Raw genomic sequence first — 26,342 nt, forward strand, 5'->3', positions numbered from 1 at the left:
TATAGATTTGTTCTATAGGACCTTTTTTAGCTCGGCGGCCTCATTTGGGCTTATAGAATTTTTCTATAGGACCTTTTCTGGCTCGGTAGCCTCGTTTGGGCTTATAGAATTTTTCTATAGGACCTTTTTTAGCTTGGTGGTCTCAATTGGGCTTATAGAATTTTTCTATAGGACCTTTTCTGGCTCGGTAGCCTCGTTTGGGCTTATAGAATTTTTCTATGTGACCTTTTCTGGCTCGGCGGCCTTATTCGGGCTTATAGTTGTTACCTTTCCGCCTAGTTAGTACAGGTCCTGCTATAAAACAACAAAAGAGCCTTCCCTAAAAGAGTCTCTTCAATATTTTAACCAATTTATAGGGGAGAAAGCTATAAAAAAGGAAAAGTCCCGGGTGCTTTGGCTGCCGGGACTTCATTATGATAACTATTCTACTCCATCCACTCTGGCTTTCCGAAGCCTTTGAACTCTTCATCGATGATTTTTTCAAACTCTGCAGATTCTACGACTTCTTTGATGTCCGTTGCGAATTGAGCATCCTGGTCTTTTGTATTGATGACGACGCGGTTGCGGTATTGGTCTGGCATTTTTTCCAGCTGAAGCGCATCAAGCAGGTCCATTTTTGCTGCTAGAGCAAAGTTTCCTGGTACAGCGGAAAGGTCGACGCTATCGACTGCTCGTGGAAGCTGTGCTGCTTCGATTGGCTTGAACTGAAGGTTTTTGACGTTATCATTAACATCCTTTTCAGAAACAGTCAGTGGGTCAGCATTAGGATCAAGCTTGATTAGTCCAGCATCTTCAAGGATCAGGAAGGCACGCGCTGCATTTGTTGGGTCATTTGGAATCGCAATGGCAGATCCGTCTGCGACTTCATCCAGTGAATCGAATTTATTAGAGTAAATTCCCATTGGCGCAGTTGGAACAACGATTACTTCTGAAAGTTCGAGTTTATGTTCTTTCGCGAAGTTTTCCATATAGACTTTGTGCTGGAACAGGTTAGCGTCAAGATCACCTTTGGACAAAGCCAGGTTCGGCTGGATGTAATCGCTGAACTCAACTACTTTCACTTCATAGCCTTTTTTCTCCAGAAGTGGCTTGATGGCTTTTGAGACCATATCGCTGTATGGACCGGATGTCGCGCCGAATGTCACTTGTTTTGCATCTGCCTTCGCATCTCCGCTGGATGCTGAGTCGCTGCCGCATGCAGCCAGCAGACCGATTGATAATAACAACACTAATGAGAATAATAATTTTTTCATATTAAAAGAACCCCCTATTATTTATCTTTTGTCTACTACTCTTGCAATTCTGTCCCCGCCAAATTGGATTAGCTGGACGAGGCAGATCAGGATAATGACTGTCGTAATCATGATCGTATTGTCGTATCTGTAATAACCGAAACGGATAGCCAGGTCGCCAACTCCCCCTCCGCCGACAATGCCGGCCATTGCCGAATAGGCAACAAGGCTGATGATCGTGATGGTAACACCCTGGACGATGCCAGGCTTAGCCTCTGGTATAAGTACATCTTTAATGATCATCCACGGAGTCGCGCCTGTCGCAACGGCAGCTTCAATGACTCCCTTATCGATTTCCCGAAAGCTTTGCTCTACGATTCTAGCAAAGAACGGAATCGCCGCGACCGATAATGAAACAGATGCGGCTGTCGGCCCGATGGTTGTACCTGCGATTAGATTCGCCAGTGGCAGCAGGGCGATCAACAAGATAATAAATGGCACCGAGCGAATCATATTGACGATGAAGCCTGCAATATTTTTAAAAGTTTGATTTTCAAGGAAAAGTCCTTTATCGGTGACAAAAAGCAGCACCCCAGTAGGCAGGCCTACGATAATGGCGACAAGGATGGAGATGCCGACCATATAGATTGTTTCAAAAAATGCTTTGTTCAACTCCGGCAGCATTGCAATCAGGTTATCAAGCAGCATCATCAATCACCTCCAGGTTTTTCGTCCTTGCCGCAATGTAGGCTATCGCCCGGTCGATCTCCACCTCGTCTCCTGAGACCTCCATGATGAAAATCCCCAATGGAATATCCTGAATATATTCGATCTTCCCGTGGAGGATATTGCCACGAACCTTAAAGGTCTGGAATACATCAGATATGACTCCCTGCTCGGCAATCTCCCCCTGAAAATAAATCTTGATCAGCTTTCCTTGACGCTCCTCAAGCAATCTTTCCGGCAGTTCGAATTGAAGGATTGAGTTGACGAAGTCCTTTGTGAGCAGTTGTTTCGGATTCGCGAAGACTTCGTATACATTCCCTTCTTCGATGATTTTTCCATCCTGCATAACAGCCATCCTGTCGCAAATCGTCTTAACGACTTCCATCTCATGGGTGATAAGGACAATCGTGATCCCCAATTCACTATTAATCTTTTTAAGTAGGGTTAGTATAGATTTTGTCGTGCTCGGATCCAGAGCGGAAGTAGCTTCATCACACAAGAGCACTGATGGATTATTCGCAAGTGCCCTGGCGATGCCGACACGCTGCTTCTGTCCGCCCGACAATTGTGCCGGATAGACATCCTTTTTATCAGAAAGGCCTACCATATCCAGAAGCTCAGTTACTCTCTCTTGAATTGTTGCTTTCGGAATTCCGGCCGCTTTCAAGGCAAATGCAATGTTCTCACTCACTGTCTTTGCGCTTACAAGATGGAAATGCTGAAAGATCATTCCGATTTTCAAGCGCGCTTTTCTAAGTTCACCCTTGCTCAAAGAAGTAAGCTCTACACCGTCAATATGTATCTCTCCGGATGTCGGTTTTTCAAGGAGGTTCAGGCATCGTATCAAAGAACTTTTCCCCGCCCCGCTGTATCCGACTATCCCGTAGATTTCTCCCTTCTTCACGGATAATGAAACATGGTCAACACCAGTAACTGACCCTTTTTTCGTTTCGTATATCTTGACCAGGTCTTTCACTTCAATCATCCTTCGCACCCCCGTTTTTTTAAAAATAAGGCTCTGTTTTAGCTCAATGTTGATATTTTACACCCTGTTGATTGTAGTGGAAGGCGCGAAGACTCCTGCGGGATGAGCAAGTCATGGGGAGACCCCGCAGGCGCTTAAGCGCCGAGGAGGCTCCCCGACTGTCCGCGGATAGCGAAGCGCCTGGAACGAAAATCAACAGCCCAGTTTAACAAAGCTAAAAATAAAAAAGCCCCTTTCATTCATAGAAAGAGGCATCGTAAACATCTATACGACTTATCTTCCAGAATGGATCATTCTGTAGGAAGTGGCACCTTTCCCAAAAAGGAGGTTGCCGGACGTCACAGGGCCTAATCCCTCAGTCTCTCTTGATAAGTTTCTTATTAAATTAATTCGATAATTGAAATATTAAGACTATCTGATTTATTTGTCAATAAAGTTTTTTCGGAGATTCTATAGTGATACCGCTTACATGATTGAGGGAGTAAGGAAATGTTTTTTTATTTAAGGCTCTTTTCTCAAACTTTGTTGCTATCGAGCACAAAATTGGCTTTAATCACCATATACCTTCATAAAGTTGTCGCTTCTCATGAGAAAAGAGCATGCAAACTTAATACCGACCTGCAAAATGGGTATACAATACGTTAAAATCGGCTTTAAGATTTTAACAACAAGCTTTACGAAAACATCCTTATTTTAAAAAAGAAAAACCCTTGTTTATGATAAAACAAGGGCGCCGTAAACAAGGGATCCTGCGATGACATAGGCAGGGTGGACTTTTAATTTTTCCATCAGGATGAAGCTGATTCCGCCAATCAGAATCGTCTGCATCATACCGACCCCCTCATAGGAAGAGAAAAAGAAATCATAGGTCATGACTCCTAAAAGGACGGCAATGACTGGGCGGACGACGATAGTGAGCCTTTTGACACGCGGGGAATCTTTGTATTTCATCAGTAATCCGAGCAAGCTGATCATTAGAATTAAGGATGGTGCCACCGTGGCAAATACTCCAACTATTGCACCTAGAATTCCGCCTTCTGCATATCCAATATAGCCGGCCATCTTGGTTGCAATCGGTCCTGGCAGGGCGTTCCCCATCGCCAGCACTTCACTGAATTCGTTGACTGACATCCATTCATAACGGTCAACAACTTCATTTTCGATTAACGGAATGGAGGCAGGTCCACCGCCATATCCTAAAATCCCCGGAATGAAAAAGGCCAAAAATATATGGAAGTAAATCATGGCTGCTCCCCTCCTCTTTGTTTATTTTCAGCAGGAGCAGAGTCTTTTTTCAGCAAGGCACTCAGCAGCAAAACAAAAATTAAGATAGCGGGATGCAGATTCAAGAATTGAAGCAGGATCAGACTGCCAATAAGCGCTACAGCTGTCCAGGCCCATCCAAGCTTTGATTTACCTGACTTCTTGATGAAATCCCATGTCAGGACAGCGAGCATGACTGCAACTACTGGAACAACAGCCTCCGCCATTCCTTTCACCCATGGCTCATCTTTGTATGAGTTCAGGCCGGTCAGCAGCACGATCATCAGGACGATCGCCGGGATCATCGTCGCTGCAAGAGCATTGATCATACCCAGGTATCCTCCTACACGATAGCCAATGTAGCCCGCCATTTTTGTGGCAATTGGTCCTGGCAGCGCATTTCCTAAGGCAAGGACATCCCCGAACTCATCAGAATCCATCCATTTATATTTTTCTACCACTTCCTTATGTACAAGCGGAATCGAAGACGGGCCGCCGCCATAGCCGAGGATTCCGACGCGAAAAAACGCTAAGAATAAATCTCTTTGTTTCAAAACTTCACCTTCTCTTCTGTTAATAGTGCCTAAAGCAGTCTCTTTCTATAAATCTTATTGCTTTTATTTTATTATAGACTCATATATTCGATCCTGCATGTCAAATTCAAGTTAATTTACCGACGGTGGCATCTATTATCGTAATTCTCTCTATGTAAATGTTCCTGTTCCCTTCGCGAGGCAATATATTGGCGAATTTGAAATTTTTTCGACCACTTTTTGAATTAATTCGACCACTTTTTCAATTAATTCGACCACATTCACGATTATTTCGACCAAGTCGCAATTCAGCAGCCATCCGAATAGCTCTTCGTATAAAAAAAGTACCACAGCCCTAAAGCCATGATACTCACAAATTATCTATTAAACTTAAAAATCGAAACAGAATCATTCAACTCATTCGTCAGCTTTCTCAAGTCAGTAACCTTTTTCGACAGGTTGCCGAATGCCGATAATTGTTCAGTGGTGGAAGCTGAGATTTCCTCGCTGCCTGCTGCTGTCTCCTCGACGACTGCACTGATGGATTCGACATTATGGAGGACCTTGGCTCCCAGTTCTTTTGAAGCCTCCATCCCTTTAACAAGTTGAGAAACTTTTTCCGAAATGCCGGTAACTTTCAACTCGATATTCCCAAATGCACTCATTGTTACATTCATTGACTCCATCTGCCAGTCCGCGATGGCACCACCTTTGTTCACTGCTTCTCCTATCTCATCAAGACCCTTTTTCAGCAAGTTAACCATATCAAAGATTTGCGTAGTGGCATTATTTGATTCTTCCGCCAGCTTTCTGACCTCTGCGGCGACAACCGCGAAACCTTTTCCAGCCTCGCCTGCCCTTGCTGCTTCGATGGCAGCATTTAAAGCGAGCAAATTCGTTTGAGCAGCGATTGCCGAAACGGATGCGGCCATATCTTCTATTTTTGCTGCATAGCCTACGAAATGGTCAGTTGCTGTCTGGATGGACTGTGAAGCCAATTTGTTTTCCGAAATTAAGGCTTTTTGTCCTTCGATTGCCTTTCTTCCTTCGCCAATTGCTTCAACAGCTTCCTTGCTGTAAGAGGACGATTCCTGGGTGTGGTCCAGGTTAAGCATAAATTCTTTATCCATATCATCAATTAGCTCAACTGATTGCTGTAAATCCTCTGAAACGGTTTGTGCTCCTGCAGAAAGCTCATCCGTTGATACTGCTACTTGATTGCAGATTTCCGTCAGCGCGATATTTTCCTGTTCAATTTCCGCTGCGAAATCCTCTACTTCCCTGCTCGCCATATTCACCTTTTGCAGCAAGGATGTCAATTGTGCCGCCATCAAATCAAATGACTCATTCAAGGTTCCCAGCTCGTCTTTGTGTTTATAAGGAACTTTTTCGATCATCAAGTTCCCTTTGGCGATTTCTTGTGCATTAATAGCAATCTGTTTCAATGGTTTGGTGATTGTACTCGTCAGCCTGATCCCAATTCCCCCAGCTACCACCACAAGCAGGATACTGCCTATAATCGCTGAGAATATAATGAATTGAATCTGATTTTTCAAGTCCTCTTGCAGAAAATCGTAATATTCATTGACCTGTATATTCAGCAGGTGAAGGTCATTCAGGACTCCTTCACTGCGCAGTGACTGGCGCTTCACTTCGGCACTATTTTTCTCATCAAGCGCTGTTTTGGCTTCACCCTCCAGGGCAGTGAACTTTTCAAAAGACTTGTCCAAAACTTTTTTGCTATCTTCCTGCTGAATCAAGCCTTTTGTCTCCGTAAAAACCTGAGAGGTCTTCTCCATTTTCGTCAGAGCATCCTGCCTGTTTCCCTCGGTTGGATTGAACGAAAAATTGCTAAGAGATTGCTTCGTTGCAGATGTCTCAGACTGAAGATTCTGCACCGTCAACAATACCTGTACGTAATCTTGGTTCGATGCCTGGACCATCAGCATTCTGTAAATAATGAATGAGATCATCACAATCGATAACCCAATCGCGAGTAATAAGTTAAGCAGTAATTTCTTTTTAATTGTCATGTTGGCTCCCCCAGTTGCAACTTGTTAATCTAGCTGTATTGAAAGCTCGTTACTTGATAGTTTAGATTGCAGGTCTTCTAAGCTTTTTTCCTGTTCCGGAGTCAGCTTGATCACCCTGATTGGCGCAAGCCCAACACCTTTTTCGTTTATTCCAAGCTCAATCTGCTTTGCTTTAAGCTTATTTTCCGCCTGGAACTCCTTGACTGTTTCATAAAGCGCGACATCGACATTTTTCAACATCGAGGTAATGATGGCTTTTTCAGCAAAAAAGTACTGATCACTATCCACACCAATCGCAAACTTTTTCTTGGATTGCGCTTCCTTCAATACACCGACACCAGTAAAACCCGCTGCAGCATAGAGAACATCCGCACCTTCATCAATCATTCCTGAAGCAATCTTTCCTCCAAGCTCTGCATTGCCAAAATCATTCGCGTATGCCACCTTTACCTCTGCTTCCGGATTCACAGCCTTTACTCCCTGTTCAAACCCATCTTTGAACTTGTGAATCAGTGGAACATCGGCTCCGCCAACAAATCCAACGATATTTGACTTTGAAGCCATTCCGGCTACAGCACCCGCGAGGAAACTGCCCTGTTCTTCTTTAAAAGTAATGGAAGTAATATTATCCAATTGTGATACTGAATCAACCAGGATAAATTTCTGTTCTGGATACTTTTTTGCGACCTTCTCAAGATCCTCAAGGACCATGAAACCCAATCCAATGACAATATCATTTCCTTCTTCTACAAGCTCGGTGAACCCTTTTTCATAGGTGCCTACAGACTGAAGCTCTCTGTAATCAAAAAGAATATCGAGCTCGTCTCGCGCTTTTACCAGTCCGGCAAAAGCTGCATCACTGAAAGATTGGTCTCCAAGTCCGACGTCAGACAACATAATGCCGATTTTGACCCTTTCTTTCGCCTTGAGCTCCGAGTTTGCACACCCAGCAAGGGTGCCTATCAGTAAAAATAAGATTACAAGCATATTCATAATTCGTCTCATCTAGATGTCCTGCTCCCTTTTAAAAATTTATATGTATTTCATCGACCATAGCGATTTTTTGTTTACAAATATGCAGAAAGTCTATCTTTTGTTAATTTTCTAACTTCTAATGGATAGAAAAAGCAGACTGTGCAATACAGCCTGCTTCGATTAACATTATTTAATTTTCGTGAACCTGTTCAAGTCGCCATTTTCGCCAAGGACAATAAGGATATCCTCTGCTCTCAGGGTTTTCTCTGGATCTGGTGAGATGTCGACCTTGTTGGCAGTTTTCACGCCGATTACTGTGATATTGTATTTGGCACGCAGGTTGATTTCAATCAAGTTTTTGCCAGCCATGCTGATAGGAAGCTTGATTTCCTCAATACTATAATCATCGGAAAGCTCAATAAAGTTCAATACATTGGGTGAAGCCATCAGCTGGTGGGCGACTCTTTCCCCCATATCCCTTTCCGGGAAAATGACTTTATCAGCGCCAACCTTGAACAATACTTGTGCATGGTGTTTGTTAAGAGCCTTGGCAACGACATTTGAAACTCCCATTTCTTTCAAAATCAGAACGGTGAGAATACTTGCCTGGATGTCGTCACCAATCGCCACAATGACAGTATCAAAGTTCCTGATTCCTACTGCCTTCAATGTTTGCTCGTCCGTTGAGTCACCGATTACCGCATGGGTTACAAACTCCTTATAGTCCTCGATATGTTGTTCACTCTTATCAATCGCCAGCACTTCGACTCCTTCATTGTATAAAGTCGTCGCTACACTTGAACCGAAACGGCCCATGCCGATTACTGCGTATTGTTTTGCCATAAAAACATCCTCCTACCCAATCATCACTTTTCCAGCTGGATCCACTTTTCTTTTTTTCTGTAAATGCCAGTGCTATCAAACAACCCGGCCCGCGAACATTGTCTTGGTAATTAAATATATTTAAACATGCTGTCCTTGGAATGACATCCTGTTAAAATGCACCGAATATTTTACCAGTCATTGTCAACCGATTCAAGGTCTTCCTTCTTTCCTTAGTATGAGGAAAATATGAGTTTAATATTTCGATGGGAGACTTTGCTTTTCGCTGGATTCTTATATTGTGGGTACCTAATCCATGCAAAACAAAAAAGCCCCCAGAGGCTAAAAGATAGCAGCCTTGTGGACTTTTGTACATACTTGTCACACAAGCTTCATCTTCCTCTTCTGCAACGCTTACGGAGTTAGCTGTCGGATTAGGGCTCAGAATAGCCCCGCCTATCATTCAGGCCTCACCCCTAGTGGATTTCATCCACAAAGTTGGTTCCCCCGCTCCTATCGGATTCAGCGATTTAGAAATATGAAACTCATTAAATTTTGTTCAGAAATCTGAAACTGTTGTAATCATACTCCTGCGACATACTATTGTAAACATGTAAAGGACGCCAAAAATGACTCTTTTTACTCAATTTAATCCAATATTGATGCCAAATCATAGTATTTCTTACTGAATCGCCGTTTTTCTTGGTTTTTCATTTTGGGTATATTTGCGATTTCCGCTCAAGTGAACGCAGTTTATAGTCATTCATTTAAAGGTAAATAATAGGGTTGTTATATGTTTGTTTTTGAGATTAGATTTTTTGGGAGGTTATCGGATGAAAGCCATGATTATATTGAATCCATCGTCAGGAAAAGAAAAAGCGACTGACTATGCTGAAAAAATAGCGGAAACCTTAAGGGAGAAATACGATGATATAGATATTCGAAGAACCGAGAAAGAAGGCGATGCTGCCGCATTCGCTACCGAAGCCTGCATTGCTTTATACGATGCGGTCATTGCCATGGGCGGTGACGGGACAATCAACGAGGCCATAAATGGAGTAGCTGAACAAGCCCATAGACCTGCTCTCGGCATCATCCCACTTGGTACGGTCAATGATTTTGCCAGGGCACTGAATATTCCCCTGGATCCCTATGAAGCTATTTCGATTCTGGATGAGCAAAACTTCCAGCCTGTTGATATAGGTAAAATCAATGAGCATTATTTCGCTAATGTTATAGCAGTAGGTGGGATTGCAGAGGCTTCTTACAGTGTAAGCCCTGAACTAAAAACAAGACTTGGTTCACTGGCCTATTTTATGGAGGGAGCAAAATCGTTCCTAAATGGAGAGGCAATCGATATAAACGTCGAACACGATAACGGTAAATGGGAAGGTCAAACTTTCCTACTGCTTGCTGCGCTTACGAATTCTGTTGGCGGGTTCGAGGCCCTTGCTCCCAATGCCAGCGTAAATGATGGCAAGTTTCATGCTTTCATTATTAAAAAGATATCTATCCCGAAAATTGCTTCACTGATCCCATCGCTTATGAAGGGTGAATTGGAGGAAAGTGAGGAAGTAGAATATATTCGGACTTCCTTCCTTAAAGTAACCTCTGATAAACAGCATGTGGTGAACATCGACGGTGAAGAAGGCGACCCATTGCCTTTCAAGGCCAAAGTCCTTCCTGGACATTTGAATGTTTTTGTACCTTTTAAAAATGAAAAAAACTGAGCGGGAATTTAATCCATGCTCAGTTTTTTCGTATTTACTTCACACTAGAATTAAAGTTATAGAAGAACTTAGCCGTGATAGATCCATCTGCATTTTCGGTAATGCCAGTCACATGGATTCCAGAGTCAGCAGGTGTTTCGCTAAAGCCTTTCCAGAAGTAGTAAGAACCTGTGTGAACGTTACCGCTTACTGGAGTGATTTTGCTGCCAGTCTTGAAGAAGTCAGCAGCATCGCCGCGGTTTACGTTCTTCTCTAGATCATACAAGCCATCTGCTTGAAGGACAGACAACCCGTAGTGAGTCACGACATCACCATTGCTTGCAGTCTGTGACTGGTTGAACTGGAAGCGCTTGTTCATCCAGTTTTCCACGTTGTTCGGACGGAAGCCAGCAGTTTGGTAAAGGTTAATGACATTTTCATCGACATGCCAAGCAAGTAACCCTTTAGAGTCTTTGCCCTGGCGGATTAAGCCCTGGTTAAATCCATCCTGCTGGACGTTTTCGAACAGGAAGTATTCTGTTCCATTTGATCCTGGAACTTCCATCTTCACAATCGCATTGTCTGCGTTTGCTTTGTTAACCGGAGGCAATGTGATTGTTTGAACTCCATCCTCTGGCTTAACTTCAACAGGATTTACCCATCCAAGGAAAATCTTTGAGAACGGATCAAAGTGTGTTGGTGAGTTTCCGCCGTACACAGCTGCATCTGGATAGCGCATCCAAGAACCGCCTGCCATCATGGAGTAGTTACCAACACCTTCAGATGAATAAACAGTGTCATAGAAATCCGGAAGACCTAGAGCATGTCCAAACTCGTGTGCATAAACCCCAGTTTGAGCAGGGAAAGGACCAGTTTTTGCTTCTTCTTTGTATGAGTTAGTTGCTGCATCGAAACCAGCTACGTTACCGCCGATACCAGGTTGGATGTTGTAGTTGTTCACGACTACGCCATCGTAAGTCATGTCTTCTTTAATCGTTCTATCAATCCATGCTGACTGGCTGATACCCTCATGCTGTGGAGCAGGCTTCCCAGTTTCATAGTACTTTCCATAGAATAGAGCACTTAACAGGCTCCATTTGTGAGACCAGAATTGAGCAGGATCGCGGCTGAATTCCGCTCCTGTTCCTTCGTGAACGACAAAGATATTCGGCACTTGACCATTTTCTGCATACTGCGAGAAATCAACCTGGTCGTCCGCTGCCTTTAAAAGGTCACGAATGAATTCACCAGTATGTGCATCGCCGTTTTCATTTCCAAGAACGTATTTACCGCTTTCTGCGTACTTACCTTCCTGATCCAAATAATATGATGCACCTCTAGGCATCTCTACCCAAGCGAAGTCAGTATTTTCTTTACGGACAAGGTTAACCTTTCCATAACTTGATTCCTTGTAAGCATTTTGCATCGTACGATTCTTCGGTACATCTGGACCATCGAATTGCTTGAACTGCTTCAACTCATAAGGATTGTACTCAGTACCGAAAATCAGATCCTCATAATACTCAGCAGGCACTTGTCCTGGCATGTCCCCAATCGGCTCATCGCCATCAGGATATTTAGCAAGCAATACGAGCACTGGAACATCGCCTGTTGCTTCCTTGTAAGCGACATGATTATCGCCAGGCTGCTGGAATTTCGATCCATTTTGTGCGGCCTTTTCAGCAGGATCCACCTTAGAAATATCAATTCCTAATTCCTTTGCTCTATCTACTAACTCTGGTGCGGCACCTACATGGTGCGCAAGGCTTAATTCATATTTACTTTGTGGCTTTACTGCGGAATCAGTTTGGCTGACTCCTGCAAACACCGCGCTTCCTGCTAATGCAAGAGAAAGCGCTGAAGTTGAAAGGACTTTTAACAATTCATTCACTCCCTATTAGAATATTTCTATTTCCTAAATAATATAAAATATTCAGTATATTCTAAATAGTGATAAAGTATTGTTTGATAGTTTTTTACGTAAGTCGAAAGGCTTAACTTTTTAAGATTCACTATAAAAATAGCTATATTACCATAATAAACCAAATAATAGTTTTAAACTGGTTAACTCTTTATGAATGGTTCGGATCAAACTCTGGTTCAGCCTCATGATTCTGTCGGAAGTCACCCAAAGCTCGGACAGATTCTCCAGCTTTTTCTCCAAACCTGTCCGAAGTTGGATCAGGTTCTGACAGCTTTTCTTGCTTTTCCTTCGAACCTGTCTGAAGTTGGATCATCTTCTGACAGCTTTTCTTGCTTTTCCTCCAAACCTGTCCGAAGTTGCATCAGGTTCTGACTGCTTTTCATGCTTTTCCTCCAAACCTGTCATAATAACGATGTTTTCTTGACAGCTTTGGGGCTCTGCACTTGAAACCTGTCTTAATAACGTCGCTTTCTTGACAGCTTTGGGGCTCTCCACTTGAAACCTGTCACAATAACGGCGGATTCTTGACAGCTTTGGGGCTCTCCACTTGAAACCTGTCATAATAACGATGCTTTCTTGACAGCTTTGGGGCTCTCCACTTGAAACCTGTCAAAATAACGTCGCTTTCTTGACAGCTTTGGGGCTCTCCACTTGAAACCTGTCTTAATAACGTCGCTTTCTTGACAGCTTTGGGGCTCTGCACTTGAAACCTGTCATAATAACCTCGGATTCTTGACAGCTTTGGGGCTCTGCACCTGAAACCTGTCACAATAACAACGGATTCTTGACAGCTTTGAGGCTCTGCACCTGAAACCTGTCACAATAACGATGTTTTCTTGACGGCTATAGACTTCCCAGCTTTTATCTCCAAAAAAAAAGACTCCGCGGCAGCGAAGTCTTGTTTAAATTATAGAATATCCATCCAAATCTTAATCGCGGTACCCAAAATCAATACTGCAAGGATGTACTGAAGGATCTTCGTATTTACTTTCTTACCTGCGTTTGCACCGAGTGGTGAAGCGATCAGACTCGCTACAACCATGATCAATGCTGGCCAGAATTCTACCTGGCCGGTGGCAAGCTTACCTACTGTGGATCCAATTGAAGAAATGAAAGTGATGGCAAGTGATGTGGCGATTGTCATTCGAGTAGGAATCTTCAGCACGACTAACATGATCGGCACTAGCAAGAATGCACCAGCCGCACCTACGATACCTGCTCCAATCCCAACGATAAATGCGAAAAATGCTGCCAGCCATTTATTGAAAGTTACCTGGTCTAGCGGGATATCATCCACGCCCTTTTTCGGAACAAACATCATAACAGCTGCAATCAAGGCGAGGATACCGTAAACAAGGTTGATTCCGCCTTCTGACATGAAGCGGGAACCGTAGCTTCCGATTAGTGAACCGACCAGGATGCTGGAACCCATGTAAATAATCAATGTCTTGTTTAAGTATCCACCTTTACGGTATGCCCAGACACCACCGATTGTGGCGAAGAATACCTGGACCGCACTGATTCCTGAAACCTCATGGGCACTGAATGCTGCGATGCCGAACAATGGCGGTATATATAATAACATTGGGTATTTAATGATTGAACCGCCAATTCCAACCATCCCGGAAATATAAGACCCGATAAAACCAATTAAAAATATGACGATAAGATAAGTTAAATCCATCAGGCTTCCTCCTTATTTAACAAACTTTAAAAACAGGCCTGTTATCAGGCACATTCCTAGCCACAAAAATCCTATGAAAATGCAAAAGAAAAGGGAGACGAGCTCCCCTTTCGTTCAATTACGCCTTCTTCATCCAGAACTTGAACACACCGTTTTCTTCTTCATGATTCAGAAGTTCGTTACCAGTGGATTGTGCCCATGCTGCTAGATCTTTTACAGCGCCTTTATCAGTTGTATGGATTTCTAGTACTTCTCCAGATTGAAGGTCAGTGATTGCCTTCTTCGTTTTTACGATTGGCATTGGACAAGCTAGTCCTTTTGCGTCTAATACTTTTGCTACGTTCATGTTAAAATCCTCCTTGGTTGTATGAAAAATTGTTTATTCGAAAGCGATCAGGGAGCAAAGCTCCCTTATCAGATTTATCTTACCGCACAGCGGTTTGGTCCGATTTCCATTTCTCTTTGCTTTTCGTCGTCTGGGTTGATTTTACCCATGTTTGTTTCACGAATTTCCTGGTATGCATTTGGCTGCGGTGGCAGATTCTCAGTTACAAGTCTGCGGAACTCTGCTTCGTCTTCGATGTTCAATCCGTGATTTTTCGCGAAAAGTGTACCTAATTTTTCAGATACGCTGCCATCTTCATTCAACTCTTCGATAATCATGAAGTGTGCTGGAAGAACGACTAGCTCATCAGAAAGCTGCTTGTAACGAGTGTACAGAGAGTTTCTCAGATCTGTTACCCAGTCTTCTGCTTTACCAGCCAGGTCAGGGCGTCCAATTGAGTCAATGAATAGTATATCCCCAGAAAGAAGATATTTTTCATCTACTACAAAAGAAGTAGAACCGATTGTGTGGCCTGGTGTGTAAAGAGCATTGATGTCGATGTTTGTTTCACCAATTTTTACAAGGTTGCCATCTTCAAGAGGCTGATAGTTGAATGTTACTTCATCAGCGTCTTTTGGAGGCAGCCAGTATGTTGCACCTGTTGCTTCTGCAATTTTTCTGCCGCCGGAAATGTGGTCTGCGTGCAGGTGTGTATCGAATACATGCTTGATTTCAACGCCAAGCTCTTTAGCAAAATCAAGATACACATCAGTCATTCTTGTCGCGTCGATCAAAGCAGCCTCACCATTTGAAACAACTGCGTAAGATAGGCAGCCTTTACCAATTCGGACGAACTGGTACATTGCTCCGCCATCCTTAAGATCGCCAACCTTGACTGGCTCAAGGTGTTCGCTCCATGCTTTCATTCCGCCTTGAAGATAAGATACTTCACGGCCTGCTTCCTCAAGCATTTCAGCAACCATTACTGATGAACCTTCTTTTGCACATACAACAAGAACTTCTTTATCAGTTGGTACTTTATCAAGGATTTCTTCTACTCCATCAAGAAGATCGAAGTAAGGAATGTTAAGGTATTCGAAGTTTTCGCCTTCGATTTTCCAGTCGTTGAAGTCGCTCTCGTTGCGGACATCAAGGATGAAAAATGGTTCTTTATTGAATACTTTTTTAGTTACTTCTTTAGACGTCATTGCTTTCATATTCGAATTTACCTCCATAGGTATATTTTTATCAAAAAAAATTAGTTTAATTTTGATTCAGTTGGTCCATTCCACTCTGACATTCCAGGGACGACATTCCAAACGTTTTCGAAGCCTTTGCTTGAAAGTGCCTGGGATGCCATGTCACTTCTGTTGCCTGTACGGCAAACTACCAGAATTGTTTTGGACTTATCTAGTTCAGCGATACGATTTTCAAGGTCCCCAAAAGGAATAGATACTGCATTTGGAATATGTCCGAAAGCATATTCAGCCGGTTCCCTTACGTCAAGGACAACAACATCCTCATTTGCTTCAAGCTTTTTTACAACATCGTCGTTTGAAACAATGTTTGGATATTTTGTTTCTTCCTGTTCTTCACCTGAACCGCCTTTGCGGATATAGTGCTTAAGGACATCGCCTTCTTCTATCGTTCCAAGGTATTGGTTGCCAGAGCTTTTAGACCAAGCCTGGATATCTGCTCTAGAACCTTTATCCGTTGCGAGCACTTCTAAAACCTCGCCTGGATTTAAATTGTTGATTGCTTTTTTAGTTCTGACAATCGGCATTGGGCATGCAAGCCCTTTTGCGTCGACTGTGAAATTTGTTTTTACAGATTCCATTTGTAGACCTCCAATTAAAAGTTTCTATTAGATGAACAGGTTGACGTTACCGTCTTCTGCATCAGCAAGGTAAGCTGCTACTCCAGCAAACTCTACGCCTTCCATGATTTCTTCTTGCGAAAGACCAAATAAGTCTACTGTCATTTGACATGCAACAAGCTTAACATCCTGTTCTTTTGCCATGTCAATCAAGTCTGGAAGCGGCATTGCATTGTGCTTCTTCATTACATCCTTGATCATTTTTGGTCCAAAACCTGCAAAGTTCATTTTTGATAATCCCAATTTGTTCGCGCCTCTTGGCATCATCTTAGCAAACATCTTCTCAATAAAGCCTTTGTCAGCCTGGATTGGTTCATCTTTTCTTAAAGCGTTCAAGCCCCAAAATGTGTGAAAGATTGTCACTTCATGATCATAGGCAGCAGCACCATTAGCAATGATATAAGCAGCCATGACTTTGTCATAATCCCCACTGAATAAAATAATTGTTGTTTTCTTTTGTTCTCCCATTATCTCTCTCCCCCTCGTTAATTACGGTAACGGGTATTTATAACTACAAAAAAATATTATATCTTTTCTAACGTGATTACGTTGTTAAATACCTTACAGGGTATATATTACGAAAGATTATTACCTTTGTCAACCGTAATTATGAATTTTTTATGACTTTTTATTTTTTAAGCTTTATATTGTAAAAAAACAGTGATTTTACGCGGATCTTATTATGATATGTTCCTTTTAAGAATTGTTGCTTGTAATGTGAATTTTGATTTGAGTATGAACAGCAGGAAATGTTGAAAGAAGAAAATGCACTGATGACATTTTATATAGAAGAAAAAAGTTTTCTGAAATAAAGATAAGGAGAAATAATGCAGTGAATATACTAAGAAGTAAGGCAGAATCAATTAGAAGAAATAATAGTGGAATAAGAAAAAGAAATAAGAAGCCTGGACAGATAAATCTTTATAATTAGCAGATTGTAAAGATTGTGATCCAGGCTTGATTAATCTTCATCAAGCATCCTATATTTTACACTTTCATCGTAAAGCCCGTTTTTCTTGCTCCAAGCCCAGATGATTCCCGCAGACGCAGTGAAGGCAATCATAACCAATAGTAAAATCCAAGCTCCTGGTGCCATTTTTACACCTCCCTATCGTTAAAAATCCTATACTATCGAATTACTCTAACAGAAATCCCGGAAACCGTCCAGAGTATATTCTAGGGGTTGTAAAAAAAAAACTTTGGGATTACAATGTGTTCAAATTAATTTGGGAGGTAAACAAATGGAACATGAATCCCTGGGTTTTTACTTCGATTTTCTTTATTATATTGGAGTCCCTATCCTGATTATCTTCGTCCTAGATACACTGCGCAAAAAGAATAATAAAAAAGAAGAACAAAATTAAATAATCCCCTGACAGAGCGAAATCTTTTCGCTCTGTTTTTTTTTGGAAAAGTTGTAAATTAACGCGGGTTTTTTCCAGTTATACAGCAAGTATAAAACAATTGGATAATACTATAAAAAACTTGAATAACTTTATTTCTGTAAGGGATGTATCATGTAACATAGCAGATTGTGAAGAAATTGTGAAATATTTGTGTTTATTTTATGAACAAGGGAGTGTCAAAATGTTTACAGACGAAAAATGGAGTTCTTCCAAGAACTGGTTCATCGCTGCTGTCTTCTGGATCATCATCGGCATGAGCATGGGACTTCTTACTGCAACAAAACAAATCTGGCCAGAATTGTTGAACAATCGCTGGTTCACTTACGGGCATGTTCGCTCGGCACACGTAATGCTCGTCATTTACGCGTGGTTATCAATGGCCTATGTAGGATCAATGTTCTACATGATTCCTAAGCTTGCTAAGACAAAGGTTTTTAGTGAAAAGCTTGGTAATTTTTCATTAGTATTTTATAACATTGTTATTTTGGAAGGGTTCTTCGCATTGCTGCTTGGCCAAACCGAGGTCATCGAATACGGAGAATTCCCATTATGGGTAGACGTTCAGCTTCTTGTCGCAATTGGACTTGTTGCTTATAACCTTTTCAAGACAGTTGGACGCCGTAAGGAAAAAATGCTTTATGTCAGCCTTTGGTATTTCCTTGGATCATTGCTATGGCTGCCATTGACTTGGATTGTCGGTAACTTCCCGGCACAATGGATTCCAAGCGGGGTACAGCAAGGTCTAATGGGCTGGTTCCTAGGCCATAATGCAATCGGCCTTTGGATGACAACAGTCGGTGTTGGACAAATTTATTACCTGCTGCCTAAATTGACTGGACGTCCGCTATACAGCCACCAGTTATCCATGATTGGTTTCTGGGCAATCGCTACTTTCTATGTTTGGAATGGTCCTCACCACTTGATGAATGGACCGATCCCAGGATGGATTTCTAAAGCTGGAGTTATTCCTTCAATTGTTCTTTTGATCCCAGTTTGGGCAGTTCTAGCCAACTTCTGGGGAACGATGAAAGGTTCTTGGTCACAAACAAGAACGAGTGTACCGCTACGTTTCACAGTTGCGGGTACGATTTTTTACCTATTCGCATGTCTCCAAGGACCTTTGCAAGCCCTTCCATCTGTAAGTTCAGTCATTAAGTTCACTCACTGGACTGTCGGGCATGCACATATGGGACCATTCGGTGCGTTCTCTTTCACATCTTTCGCAGCAATCTACTACATCCTGCCTAAAATCGTTGGACGCGAAATGTTCAGCAAGAGAGCAATGGAAGCACACTTCTGGTTCTCTACTGTCGGTTTCTTAGTATTCGCATTCTCATTGTGGATCGCTGGTGTTGTCCAAGGATTCGCATGGATTGAAGGCGTTCCATTCCTGCAGACTGTATTGATGATGGAACCATACGTACAAGGCCGCGCAATCGGTGGAACAATGATGTATGTAGCTCAATTCTTCCTGGCATGGAACATGTATAAAACTATTAAACTTGCAAAACTTGAGAAAAAACAGCAAGCACAGCAGCAAGCTGCTACTGCTTAATGAGGAGGGAACACGTTGGAACGTAAACCATCAGCTGTATTAATCGTTGCTTTAATTCTATGGACTTTCGGTGTAGCCGGAACGGTCATCCTTCCCCTCTTCGATCAGGAAATCAACTCTGCGACTGCGAGCGGTGAGCTCCGCAACTATCCAGAGGATTCTGCTGAAGCAAGAGGAAGAGAAATTTATGTCCAGAACGGCTGCCAGACTTGCCACACACAATTTGTAAGAGCATTGCCTGCTGATACGAACCAAAACCTTGGTCCTGTAACTAAGGGCGGCGACTACAAATATGATTTACCTCATCTCTTGGGCTCTAACCGTACAGGCCCTGACTTGATGTGGGTCGGCTTGAAATATAACGAAGACTGGCAGCGCCAGCACTTGATTGATCCTCAATCAACAAGCCCTGGAACAATCATGCCTTCTTTCGATTATCTATCCAACCAGGAGCTTGATGATCTTGTCGCATACTTGATGAGCCTCAAGCCAACAGAAGAAAGATTGGAAGAATACAAGAAAGAATTGAACGACGCAAAATCTAACTCTAACTAAGCCTCATTTTCATAACCATTACCTTAAACCCCGCGGTTTAAGGTAATGATTTTCTAAAACAGCATTTTAAAGGCAGGTGTAAAAAATGAAAAAAGAATATCAGCAACATGATAGCAAAGAGGCGGATATTGTCTCTGATATTAAAATTGAACACAATAGAGTGCCAAAGCTCCTGGTAGCTGTATTTTATGTTGTAGCCATCTGGGCCATCGGATATGCGATCTTCATGCCTGGTAAGCTTGCAGTCGAACCTGCTGCTGCTCCACAGGATAATAAAGGAGAACTTATTTTTGAAGGCACTTGCCTAAGCTGCCATGCCACTGGTGCAGCACCTGACCTAAGCGGGGTAACTGACAGGATGCCTGAGGAAGACATTAAAAATGTCATCAAAAAGGGCCGTAACACGATGCCGGCTATCGGTCATCTTTATACCGAAAAAGAAATTGACATGGTCTACGAATACTTAAAGGACTATAGATAAGGAAAGGAGGATTCTCGTGGGTAAAACTATAACAAGATGGGCATTTTTCATCATTATTTTCACTCTGCCGTTCTGGAACGGCTTCAGAATGGATATCGACAATTCAAAGCTGTTCTTATTCGGCTTTGAATTATCCTATGAAGCTGGCTATCTATTTTTCGTTTTCTTATTCTTGTTCCTGATGGCTTTCCTTGCACTTTCAATGATCGTGTACAGGGCGTTTTGCCAGTATGCATGCCCGCACAATACGTTCAGCATGCTTTTGAACAAGATTGAATCAAAATTAGGTGAGAAAGGCAAAGCAGTAACATTTTTGCTTGCCCTGTTCGTAAGCATCTTCATGGCTTACGCGACAGTAAGTTACTTTTACAATCCGATTACAATCTGGGAATCACTCGTTAACTTTGAAATGAACAAATACTTCTTCCTTGTAACTTCAACTGCTGTCTTATATACTGCTTTATCTTACAAGGCAAGAAACTCATTCTGTAAGGTTTGCCCATACGGACTTGCCCAGGGCATTTCACGTGTGGATGATAAAACACAATGGCTTACACATCCAGGAGTCTGGATTACATGGGGTACAACAACTGCCCTTGTACTAGTCCTGCTTGTTGGATGGTTCTAAAGAAAACCAAAGCGAGGTGAGAACATAAATGAATAAAATCTTGAAACTGTCAGCATTCGCACTACTATCAATTTCACTTACTGCCTGTTCTGAAGCTGCAGTAAAAAATACATCACTTGATAATAAAAACGAAAAAGAACTTCCTACAATCCATGAGGACTATTCTTCTAACTGGTGGAAAGACCAGCCGAACGGAAACACGGATACCAATATGGATTGGGACGGCGAGGGCTGGATCCTATCTGCAAACGAAGTTAGTAACGGTATTGCCATCGCTGATATCAAAACCGGCAATCCAGTAAAATACATCCAGAGCGCGGGTACTCCCCACCATGTTCATTTAAATAAAGACCAAAGTTGGGCTTTTGCTACTCAGCGTTATGGAACAAGTGTGTTAGCCATCAACATGGAGACACTTGAGTCACATGATATCGATTTTCCCGGCTTTGACAGCGACCCTGCCCCTCAGCATATGACGTTTTCAAGGGATGGCAAATATGCCTTCACCTCTTTGAACGGCGTTGGCGCGGTTGGAATGATTGATGCTGAGAAGGCTGAACTTGTAAAAGTCTTCAAAGATGTTGGTAAAAAGCCAAGGGATTTGAATGTCACTCCTGATGGCAAAAAGCTATTCGTCAGCTTACAGGCAGAATCGTTCATCACAGTCATCGACATTGAAACTGGTGACATGAGATACCTGGAAAGAACAGAGACTGATTACGGAAAAGGAACTGGTTCAGGACTGGACATGTCAAACGATGGAAAGCTTGTCGCTGTATCCAATACAGCTGACAATGAAGTTGCTATCTATGACGCAGAAACTGAAGAGCTTCTTAAGAAAATTGGAGATATACCGAAACCTGTTAACGTAAGCTTCATGGGTGATACTTACGATTTGGTTACCGGAAATCGTAATGATGGGTCAATCTCAATCATTGATGCAAAAAAATTAAAGTTTATCAAGACTATTAAAACAGGTCCCGGAACAAACATCCCTTACCTTGGTCCGGACGGATACTGGTATACTTCCCAGAATGGCGCGGGCTTCTTGACTGTCCTCGATCCAGAAGACAACTACAAGATCGTAAGAAAAATCTGGGGCGTGCAGAATATCCACTGGCTCAACTGGAGCCCTGATGGCAGCATGATGTTCGGTTCAAACTGGGGTGACAAAACTCTTACGAAGATTGATCTGACAAAGAAGAAGGATTTCAGACAAACAATACCTGTTGGTTTGAATCCAAATGGAATTGCCATCAAAACAAATGTACCAAAAGATCAAATTTTAGCTAACCAAAAAGGCAATGAGGAAGAAGCGAACAAAATCAAGAAAGCTTCTACTCTTGTGTTCCCGGATGCCAGAAATGTCAATGAAGAAGCATTCCTTGGCACTTGCCTGACTTGCCATGATATCGGACGAATCATGAGGAACAACAGTAAAGGTGCAGAGGCATGGACTTCTGTTGTAGACCGTATGGCTGGGAACGGAGCAAAAATGTCCGATGAACAAAGACAACAAATCATCGATTACCTTGCTACAGACGAGCATAAGTCCCTTTCAATCCAAACTGAGCTTGAAATGGAATTGGCTGAACAAAAGAAGGATAAAGAATAACAAGAAGAGTTCTGGCGCTGGAGCAGGACAAAAGAAAAATCCTAATGCTTCTTAACAGGAAGCATTAGGATTTTCATCTAATTCTCTTATGAAGTTCCACAATCTTTCATGCAGATTGGACTTGAACTGTTTATCTTTTCTTAACAGAAAGAATGGGCGGAAACGGTCCCTGTCTTTGAAAGGACTGACAATAAGCTGCCTTGAGTGAATCTCAGGACAGATTGCTAGCTTGGAAAAGACAGCGACACCAAGTCCATTTTTTACACCTTCTTTAATGAGCGTGTTGCTATTGTAAACAAGGACGGATTTCGGCTGGATATCCAAGCCTTTCCATAAATCCAGCGTTGCCTGCCTCATCGCACAACCCGGCTCACGGATCAGCCAGGTCATTTCTTCAAGCTTCGCAGGGTCCTGGTTTCCCGGGTCTACCCTAAGCTGTGGAGAAACACCAAGTACGAGCAAGTCATCATAGAACTCATGAGAAATAAAGTCATATCTGCCGGCTTGTCCCTCGACAAGGGCAAGGTCAATATCCGAAGCATAAAGTAAATCCGTAACATGCACAGATGTGCCGATGGTAATCTGAATTTGGTTGCTTGTTATATCAGGGTTCAACTTGATGAAATCCTGGACCACCTTTGAGATCAGGCATTCACCGATCGTATTGCTGCAGCCAATCTTGATTGATTGACTTGAGTCCCCTTCTGCCAGAAGATTTTCCAGTTTCTCATTCAATGCTATCAACTGCTGGCCATGTTCATACAATGTTTTGCCAGCGTCTGATAATTTGATTTTGCGATTGGCCCTGATGAACAACTGTTTATTATAATAAGTCTCTAACTGACTGATTTGATGGCTGACGGCTGGTTGGGAAAGATTCAGCATCTTCCCTGCCTGGGAGAAGCTCTCATATTTAGCAGCAGCAATGAATGTTTTTAAATGTTCCAGATTCAATATGATCGCACCCCTTTATACTATAGAATTGGAGGGAATAAAATGAAAAAGTTAGATGTCATCATTACCGTTGTAGTATTATCTGTATTTATTTTCGGCTTGATGTACTTTACAAAGGATAATTCCGTCACATATCGTGATGTTAAATTCGAAATCGCTTCATTGGCCATTTTATCCACTGTATCCCTGTTTACTTATTTCGGAATCAGAAGAAATTTAGAGCATTAATTTGCATTATACCACACAGGGTTTAAATTGTGAGGGAAAATAAAGATGAAAAACCTAGGAGACTATCCTGGGTTTTATTTTTTTCCCGAAAACAGTATACTAGCAATCAAATGTAATTATCTTGAACAGTGAAGTGAGAGTATAAATTTGAAAGTTTTCTACAGTAATTATACAATATACATCATAATACCAAAAGGGGTATATTTTTCAACACTCTTAATTAACCCTTAACAAAGACATCACAATATAGATACCAGAAAAGGAGTGAAATATATAATGACGGAAATTGGTTTATTTTTTGCTTTTACTGCTGGAATTTTATCATTCTTCTCACCATGCGTATTCCCCCTGCTCCCTGCTTACATAACACATTTGACTGGCGGGAAGATTGAGGGATCTAAAGTAGCTGTGGATCGTGCAACACTTTTTACCCGTTCATTCGGATTCATTGTCGGTTTTAGCTTAATCTTTATCGTCATGGGTGCCTCTGCATCGTTCCTTGGACAGGTTTTCGCAAATTACCGGACAATTGTGATGCAAATTGCTGGATTGCTGATCATCATTTTCGGCCTGCAGATGGCTGGCTTGCTGAATATCAAGTTCCTAATGATGGAGAAAAAGGTCCAATCTGAAACTAAACCAAAAGGTGCATTCAGTTCAGTGTTTCTAGGAATGGCGTTTGCGAGCGGATGGTCTCCTTGTGTCGGACTTGCTCTCTCCTCCATTCTGCTTTTGGCGAGTTCATCCGATACTCTGTATCAGGGAATGTATCTGCTGACTTCCTACTCACTTGGAATGGCCGTTCCTTTCCTTATCATATCGTTTGTCATTTCTTATTCCTTGAAAGCGATCAAGAAGATCAACAAGTATCTTTCTAAGCTTGCACTTGTGAATGGTATGATTATGGTAGGAATGGGCTTCCTTGTCCTTTCAGGGCAAATGCAGAAAATCAGCGCATGGCTGTCTGCTTACAGCTTATTCGGAGTATAAAGCTTACAATTGATGCCAGGCAGTGTAAGGAGTGACCTAACAAGTGAAGAAAGAATTGATTGGCAAAAGTGTTCTCGTCGTTGAAGATGACCCTAAAATCCGCACACTTGTTAAAATTTATTTGACAAATGAAGGCTATGAGGTGCTGGAGTCTGACAACGGCATTGTCGCTCAGGAAATGATTGAAAAATATGATCCATGCATCCTTATTCTTGACCTAATGCTCCCCGGCAAAAGCGGTGAGGAGATCTGCTGCTGGGTTCGCAATGACCTGGAAAGCATGATGCCTGTCATTATGCTGACTGCAAAGGCTTCTGAGAAAAGCAGGATCGATGGCTTCAAGCTTGGAGCCGATGATTATGTCGTAAAACCTTTCAGCCCTGCTGAGCTGATGGTCAGGATTGAAGCGGTGTTAAGAAGGACGGCAAGCAGATGCGGAAAACTGACTTTTACAGGTCTTACAATCAAGCCTGCAAAAGGGGAGGCACTGGTTGATGGCGAGCCACTCGATTTGACCAATTTTGAATTCCGGCTCCTTCATATGTTCATGCAGCATCCAGGTCAAATCCTTTCGAGGACCCAAATACTCGACACGATCTATGAAAACAACGAAAAAGCCGTTACTGAGCGGACGATTGACGTCCATATCAAGAATCTCCGGGAAAAAATTAAAGAAAAAACGCCCAAAGATTATATCCAAACAGTAAGAGGAATGGGGTATAAGTTTGCGGCGAATTAAAAGCATGGCGGATTTGTTACTATCTAAACTTGTGGCAGTCAACAGCGTCGTCATCCTGCTTGTCATCATGCTTGCTGGTATATCCGTGAAAGATTATGCCTGCTTTCTTGTCAATAACCAACAGGTGACTGGGACGCAGCTGGTTGAAACATTGAATTCATTCCTTTTCAAAGTTAGCATCATTGCATTTGTCATTGCCGGGCTTTTGCATTATTTCTCAGTAAAGCGGATCGTGAAACCAGTGAAGACAATGGCGTTTGCCGCAAACCAAATTAAAGAAGGCAAGATCCCTTCGAAAATAGATGTCACTGCAAGCGGTGAATTGGGCGAACTTGTAACGAATTTTAACGCAATGTCTGAAACTCTTTCTGCTGTGCAGACTAGACGGGAAGAAATGTTAAGAGACATCGCCCATGAATTGAGGACTCCGTTAACGAATATTAACGGCTATCTTGAAGCCCTTCATAACGGTGTATTGCCGGGCGACCGTGAACTGTTCGGCTCTCTTTTGGAGGAATCCAAGCGGATTACCAGGATTGTCGACCTGATTGCTGAGCTTGACGCATGGAATAAAGAGGTTTACTTTCTTGAGAAACAGTTTGAAGTAACTGATATTAAACAAGTCATGGCAGAATCACTGGCAGCCTTCCAGCTGAAGCTATCGAACAAATTTGAAACAGTCAATCAGCATATAGAATATGCCCCCATTTTTGGTCATGAAGACGGCTTAAAGCAAGCCCTATCCAATCTGCTGCAGAATATCATTGATTACGATACTGGCGGGAACCTTTCAATTGCTGCACAACCTGATGGTAAGGTGTACAAAATTACTTTTTCCCACCAAGGAAAATACATTGATCCGGAAATGAAAGAACTCATTTTCGAACGATTTTTCAGGCTTGAAGAATCACGCAGCACAAAAGCTGATGGTGCAGGACTCGGGCTTGCCATCGCCAAAAGTATCACTGACGCCCATCAAGGGAATATTGGCGTTGATACAGACGGACATAATCATACATTTTGGATAACGATTCCAATCCACCGGAATTCTTAATCATTCCTTAACAATACGATTACATACTGGACTGTAAATGATGTTTTCGT

At 42.3% G+C, this 26,342-nt stretch carries 28 protein-coding genes and 2 riboswitches; of the genes, 11 read left to right on the top strand and 17 right to left on the bottom strand.

Going from position 1 to position 26,342, the window contains the following annotated elements; genetic code table 11:
- Positions 1–425 precede the first annotated feature (425 nt).
- The 8 genes from AC0VX7_RS20125 to AC0VX7_RS20160 form a co-directional block, all read right to left on the bottom strand.
- Positions 426–1,253: a MetQ/NlpA family ABC transporter substrate-binding protein gene (locus AC0VX7_RS20125; protein WP_475425615.1), complete on the bottom strand. Its 828-nt coding sequence runs from the start codon at positions 1,251–1,253 to the stop codon at positions 426–428.
- A gap of 21 nt (positions 1,254–1,274) precedes the next feature.
- Entirely contained in the window at positions 1,275–1,940 is a 666-nt protein-coding gene (locus AC0VX7_RS20130) for a methionine ABC transporter permease (protein WP_475428212.1), read from the bottom strand.
- A complete protein-coding gene (locus AC0VX7_RS20135) occupies positions 1,930–2,943 on the bottom strand; it encodes a methionine ABC transporter ATP-binding protein (RefSeq protein ID WP_475425616.1) in 1,014 nt (337 codons plus the stop codon). Before AC0VX7_RS20135 ends, AC0VX7_RS20130 begins: the two co-directional genes overlap by 11 nt.
- A gap of 270 nt (positions 2,944–3,213) precedes the next feature.
- A riboswitch (SAM riboswitch) is annotated at positions 3,214–3,318 on the bottom strand.
- A gap of 339 nt (positions 3,319–3,657) precedes the next feature.
- The gene (locus tag AC0VX7_RS20140) at positions 3,658–4,188 is read right to left on the bottom strand and encodes a chromate transporter (RefSeq protein WP_215033707.1); all 531 of its coding nucleotides are present in this window, start codon (positions 4,186–4,188) and stop codon (positions 3,658–3,660) included.
- The gene (locus AC0VX7_RS20145; protein ID WP_475425617.1) at positions 4,185–4,760 is read right to left on the bottom strand and encodes a chromate transporter; all 576 of its coding nucleotides are present in this window, start codon (positions 4,758–4,760) and stop codon (positions 4,185–4,187) included. The genes AC0VX7_RS20140 and AC0VX7_RS20145 overlap by 4 nt, the downstream gene beginning before the upstream one ends.
- Positions 4,761–5,116: 356 nt before the next feature.
- A complete protein-coding gene (locus AC0VX7_RS20150; protein WP_475425618.1) occupies positions 5,117–6,772 on the bottom strand; it encodes a methyl-accepting chemotaxis protein in 1,656 nt (551 codons plus the stop codon).
- Positions 6,773–6,796: 24 nt separating this feature from the next.
- Complete coding sequence (locus AC0VX7_RS20155; RefSeq protein ID WP_475425619.1) at positions 6,797–7,777, bottom strand: BMP family lipoprotein; 981 nt, start codon at positions 7,775–7,777, stop codon at positions 6,797–6,799.
- Between the two features lie 156 nt (positions 7,778–7,933).
- A complete protein-coding gene (locus tag AC0VX7_RS20160; RefSeq protein ID WP_215033699.1) occupies positions 7,934–8,590 on the bottom strand; it encodes a potassium channel family protein in 657 nt (218 codons plus the stop codon).
- 374 nt (positions 8,591–8,964) lie between these two features.
- Positions 8,965–9,107, bottom strand: a riboswitch (cyclic di-AMP (ydaO/yuaA leader).
- A 295-nt stretch (positions 9,108–9,402) separates the two neighbouring features.
- Between AC0VX7_RS20160 and AC0VX7_RS20165 the strand changes: the two genes are divergently transcribed.
- Entirely contained in the window at positions 9,403–10,299 is an 897-nt protein-coding gene (locus AC0VX7_RS20165) for a diacylglycerol/lipid kinase family protein (RefSeq protein ID WP_475425620.1), read from the top strand.
- 34 nt (positions 10,300–10,333) lie between these two features.
- Here the strand turns inward: AC0VX7_RS20165 and AC0VX7_RS20170 are convergent, their stop codons facing one another.
- The 8 genes from AC0VX7_RS20170 to AC0VX7_RS20205 all read right to left on the bottom strand — a co-directional run bounded on the left by AC0VX7_RS20170 (position 10,334) and on the right by AC0VX7_RS20205 (position 17,183).
- Complete coding sequence (locus AC0VX7_RS20170) at positions 10,334–12,160, bottom strand: M6 family metalloprotease domain-containing protein (protein WP_475425621.1); 1,827 nt, start codon at positions 12,158–12,160, stop codon at positions 10,334–10,336.
- Between the two features lie 299 nt (positions 12,161–12,459).
- A complete protein-coding gene (locus tag AC0VX7_RS20175) occupies positions 12,460–12,585 on the bottom strand; it encodes a hypothetical protein (RefSeq protein ID WP_475425622.1) in 126 nt (41 codons plus the stop codon).
- A 524-nt stretch (positions 12,586–13,109) separates the two neighbouring features.
- Positions 13,110–13,886: a sulfite exporter TauE/SafE family protein gene (locus AC0VX7_RS20180; RefSeq protein WP_475425623.1), complete on the bottom strand. Its 777-nt coding sequence runs from the start codon at positions 13,884–13,886 to the stop codon at positions 13,110–13,112.
- 118 nt (positions 13,887–14,004) lie between these two features.
- Positions 14,005–14,232 (bottom strand): sulfurtransferase TusA family protein, encoded by a 228-nt coding sequence (locus AC0VX7_RS20185; RefSeq protein ID WP_226601860.1) that lies wholly within the window; start codon positions 14,230–14,232, stop codon positions 14,005–14,007.
- 74 nt (positions 14,233–14,306) lie between these two features.
- Positions 14,307–15,428 carry an MBL fold metallo-hydrolase gene (locus AC0VX7_RS20190; RefSeq protein ID WP_475425624.1) on the bottom strand — a complete coding sequence of 374 codons (1,122 nt, stop codon included), beginning with the start codon at positions 15,426–15,428 and terminating at the stop codon, positions 14,307–14,309.
- A gap of 41 nt (positions 15,429–15,469) precedes the next feature.
- Positions 15,470–16,048: a sulfurtransferase TusA family protein gene (locus AC0VX7_RS20195; protein ID WP_215033687.1), complete on the bottom strand. Its 579-nt coding sequence runs from the start codon at positions 16,046–16,048 to the stop codon at positions 15,470–15,472.
- Between the two features lie 27 nt (positions 16,049–16,075).
- The gene (locus AC0VX7_RS20200; RefSeq protein ID WP_475425625.1) at positions 16,076–16,555 is read right to left on the bottom strand and encodes a DsrE/DsrF/DrsH-like family protein; all 480 of its coding nucleotides are present in this window, start codon (positions 16,553–16,555) and stop codon (positions 16,076–16,078) included.
- Positions 16,556–17,048: 493 nt separating this feature from the next.
- A complete protein-coding gene (locus AC0VX7_RS20205; protein WP_023626701.1) occupies positions 17,049–17,183 on the bottom strand; it encodes a hypothetical protein in 135 nt (44 codons plus the stop codon).
- A 145-nt stretch (positions 17,184–17,328) separates the two neighbouring features.
- On the opposite strand from AC0VX7_RS20205, the gene AC0VX7_RS20210 reads away from it, so the two are divergent.
- The 6 genes from AC0VX7_RS20210 to AC0VX7_RS20235 all read left to right on the top strand — a co-directional run bounded on the left by AC0VX7_RS20210 (position 17,329) and on the right by AC0VX7_RS20235 (position 22,327).
- Entirely contained in the window at positions 17,329–17,451 is a 123-nt protein-coding gene (locus tag AC0VX7_RS20210; protein WP_269745711.1) for a hypothetical protein, read from the top strand.
- A 223-nt stretch (positions 17,452–17,674) separates the two neighbouring features.
- Positions 17,675–19,048: a cbb3-type cytochrome c oxidase subunit I gene (locus tag AC0VX7_RS20215; protein ID WP_475425626.1), complete on the top strand. Its 1,374-nt coding sequence runs from the start codon at positions 17,675–17,677 to the stop codon at positions 19,046–19,048.
- Positions 19,049–19,063: 15 nt separating this feature from the next.
- Entirely contained in the window at positions 19,064–19,603 is a 540-nt protein-coding gene (locus AC0VX7_RS20220; protein WP_215033681.1) for a cbb3-type cytochrome c oxidase subunit II, read from the top strand.
- A gap of 85 nt (positions 19,604–19,688) precedes the next feature.
- Positions 19,689–20,084 carry a c-type cytochrome gene (locus AC0VX7_RS20225; RefSeq protein WP_215033679.1) on the top strand — a complete coding sequence of 132 codons (396 nt, stop codon included), beginning with the start codon at positions 19,689–19,691 and terminating at the stop codon, positions 20,082–20,084.
- A 16-nt stretch (positions 20,085–20,100) separates the two neighbouring features.
- Positions 20,101–20,712, top strand: a complete 612-nt coding sequence (locus AC0VX7_RS20230; RefSeq protein WP_475425627.1) for a 4Fe-4S binding protein — start codon at positions 20,101–20,103, stop codon at positions 20,710–20,712.
- A 28-nt stretch (positions 20,713–20,740) separates the two neighbouring features.
- On the top strand, positions 20,741–22,327 hold the full coding sequence (locus AC0VX7_RS20235) for a YVTN family beta-propeller repeat protein (RefSeq protein ID WP_475425628.1): 1,587 nt from the start codon (positions 20,741–20,743) through the stop codon (positions 22,325–22,327).
- A 51-nt stretch (positions 22,328–22,378) separates the two neighbouring features.
- Here the strand turns inward: AC0VX7_RS20235 and AC0VX7_RS20240 are convergent, their stop codons facing one another.
- Entirely contained in the window at positions 22,379–23,281 is a 903-nt protein-coding gene (locus AC0VX7_RS20240; protein WP_475425629.1) for a LysR family transcriptional regulator, read from the bottom strand.
- A 42-nt stretch (positions 23,282–23,323) separates the two neighbouring features.
- Between AC0VX7_RS20240 and AC0VX7_RS20245 the strand changes: the two genes are divergently transcribed.
- The 4 genes from AC0VX7_RS20245 (at position 23,324) to AC0VX7_RS20260 (ending at position 26,292) form a co-directional block, all read left to right on the top strand.
- Positions 23,324–23,509, top strand: a complete 186-nt coding sequence (locus tag AC0VX7_RS20245) for a hypothetical protein (RefSeq protein WP_475425630.1) — start codon at positions 23,324–23,326, stop codon at positions 23,507–23,509.
- A gap of 276 nt (positions 23,510–23,785) precedes the next feature.
- Positions 23,786–24,499 carry a cytochrome c biogenesis CcdA family protein gene (locus AC0VX7_RS20250; protein ID WP_084135384.1) on the top strand — a complete coding sequence of 238 codons (714 nt, stop codon included), beginning with the start codon at positions 23,786–23,788 and terminating at the stop codon, positions 24,497–24,499.
- Between the two features lie 43 nt (positions 24,500–24,542).
- Positions 24,543–25,238: a response regulator transcription factor gene (locus tag AC0VX7_RS20255; protein WP_475425631.1), complete on the top strand. Its 696-nt coding sequence runs from the start codon at positions 24,543–24,545 to the stop codon at positions 25,236–25,238.
- Complete coding sequence (locus AC0VX7_RS20260; protein ID WP_475425632.1) at positions 25,225–26,292, top strand: HAMP domain-containing sensor histidine kinase; 1,068 nt, start codon at positions 25,225–25,227, stop codon at positions 26,290–26,292. The genes AC0VX7_RS20255 and AC0VX7_RS20260 overlap by 14 nt, the downstream gene beginning before the upstream one ends.
- Positions 26,293–26,342 lie beyond the last annotated feature (50 nt).

Source organism: Mesobacillus sp. QJM3NY_10, assembly GCF_056173465.1.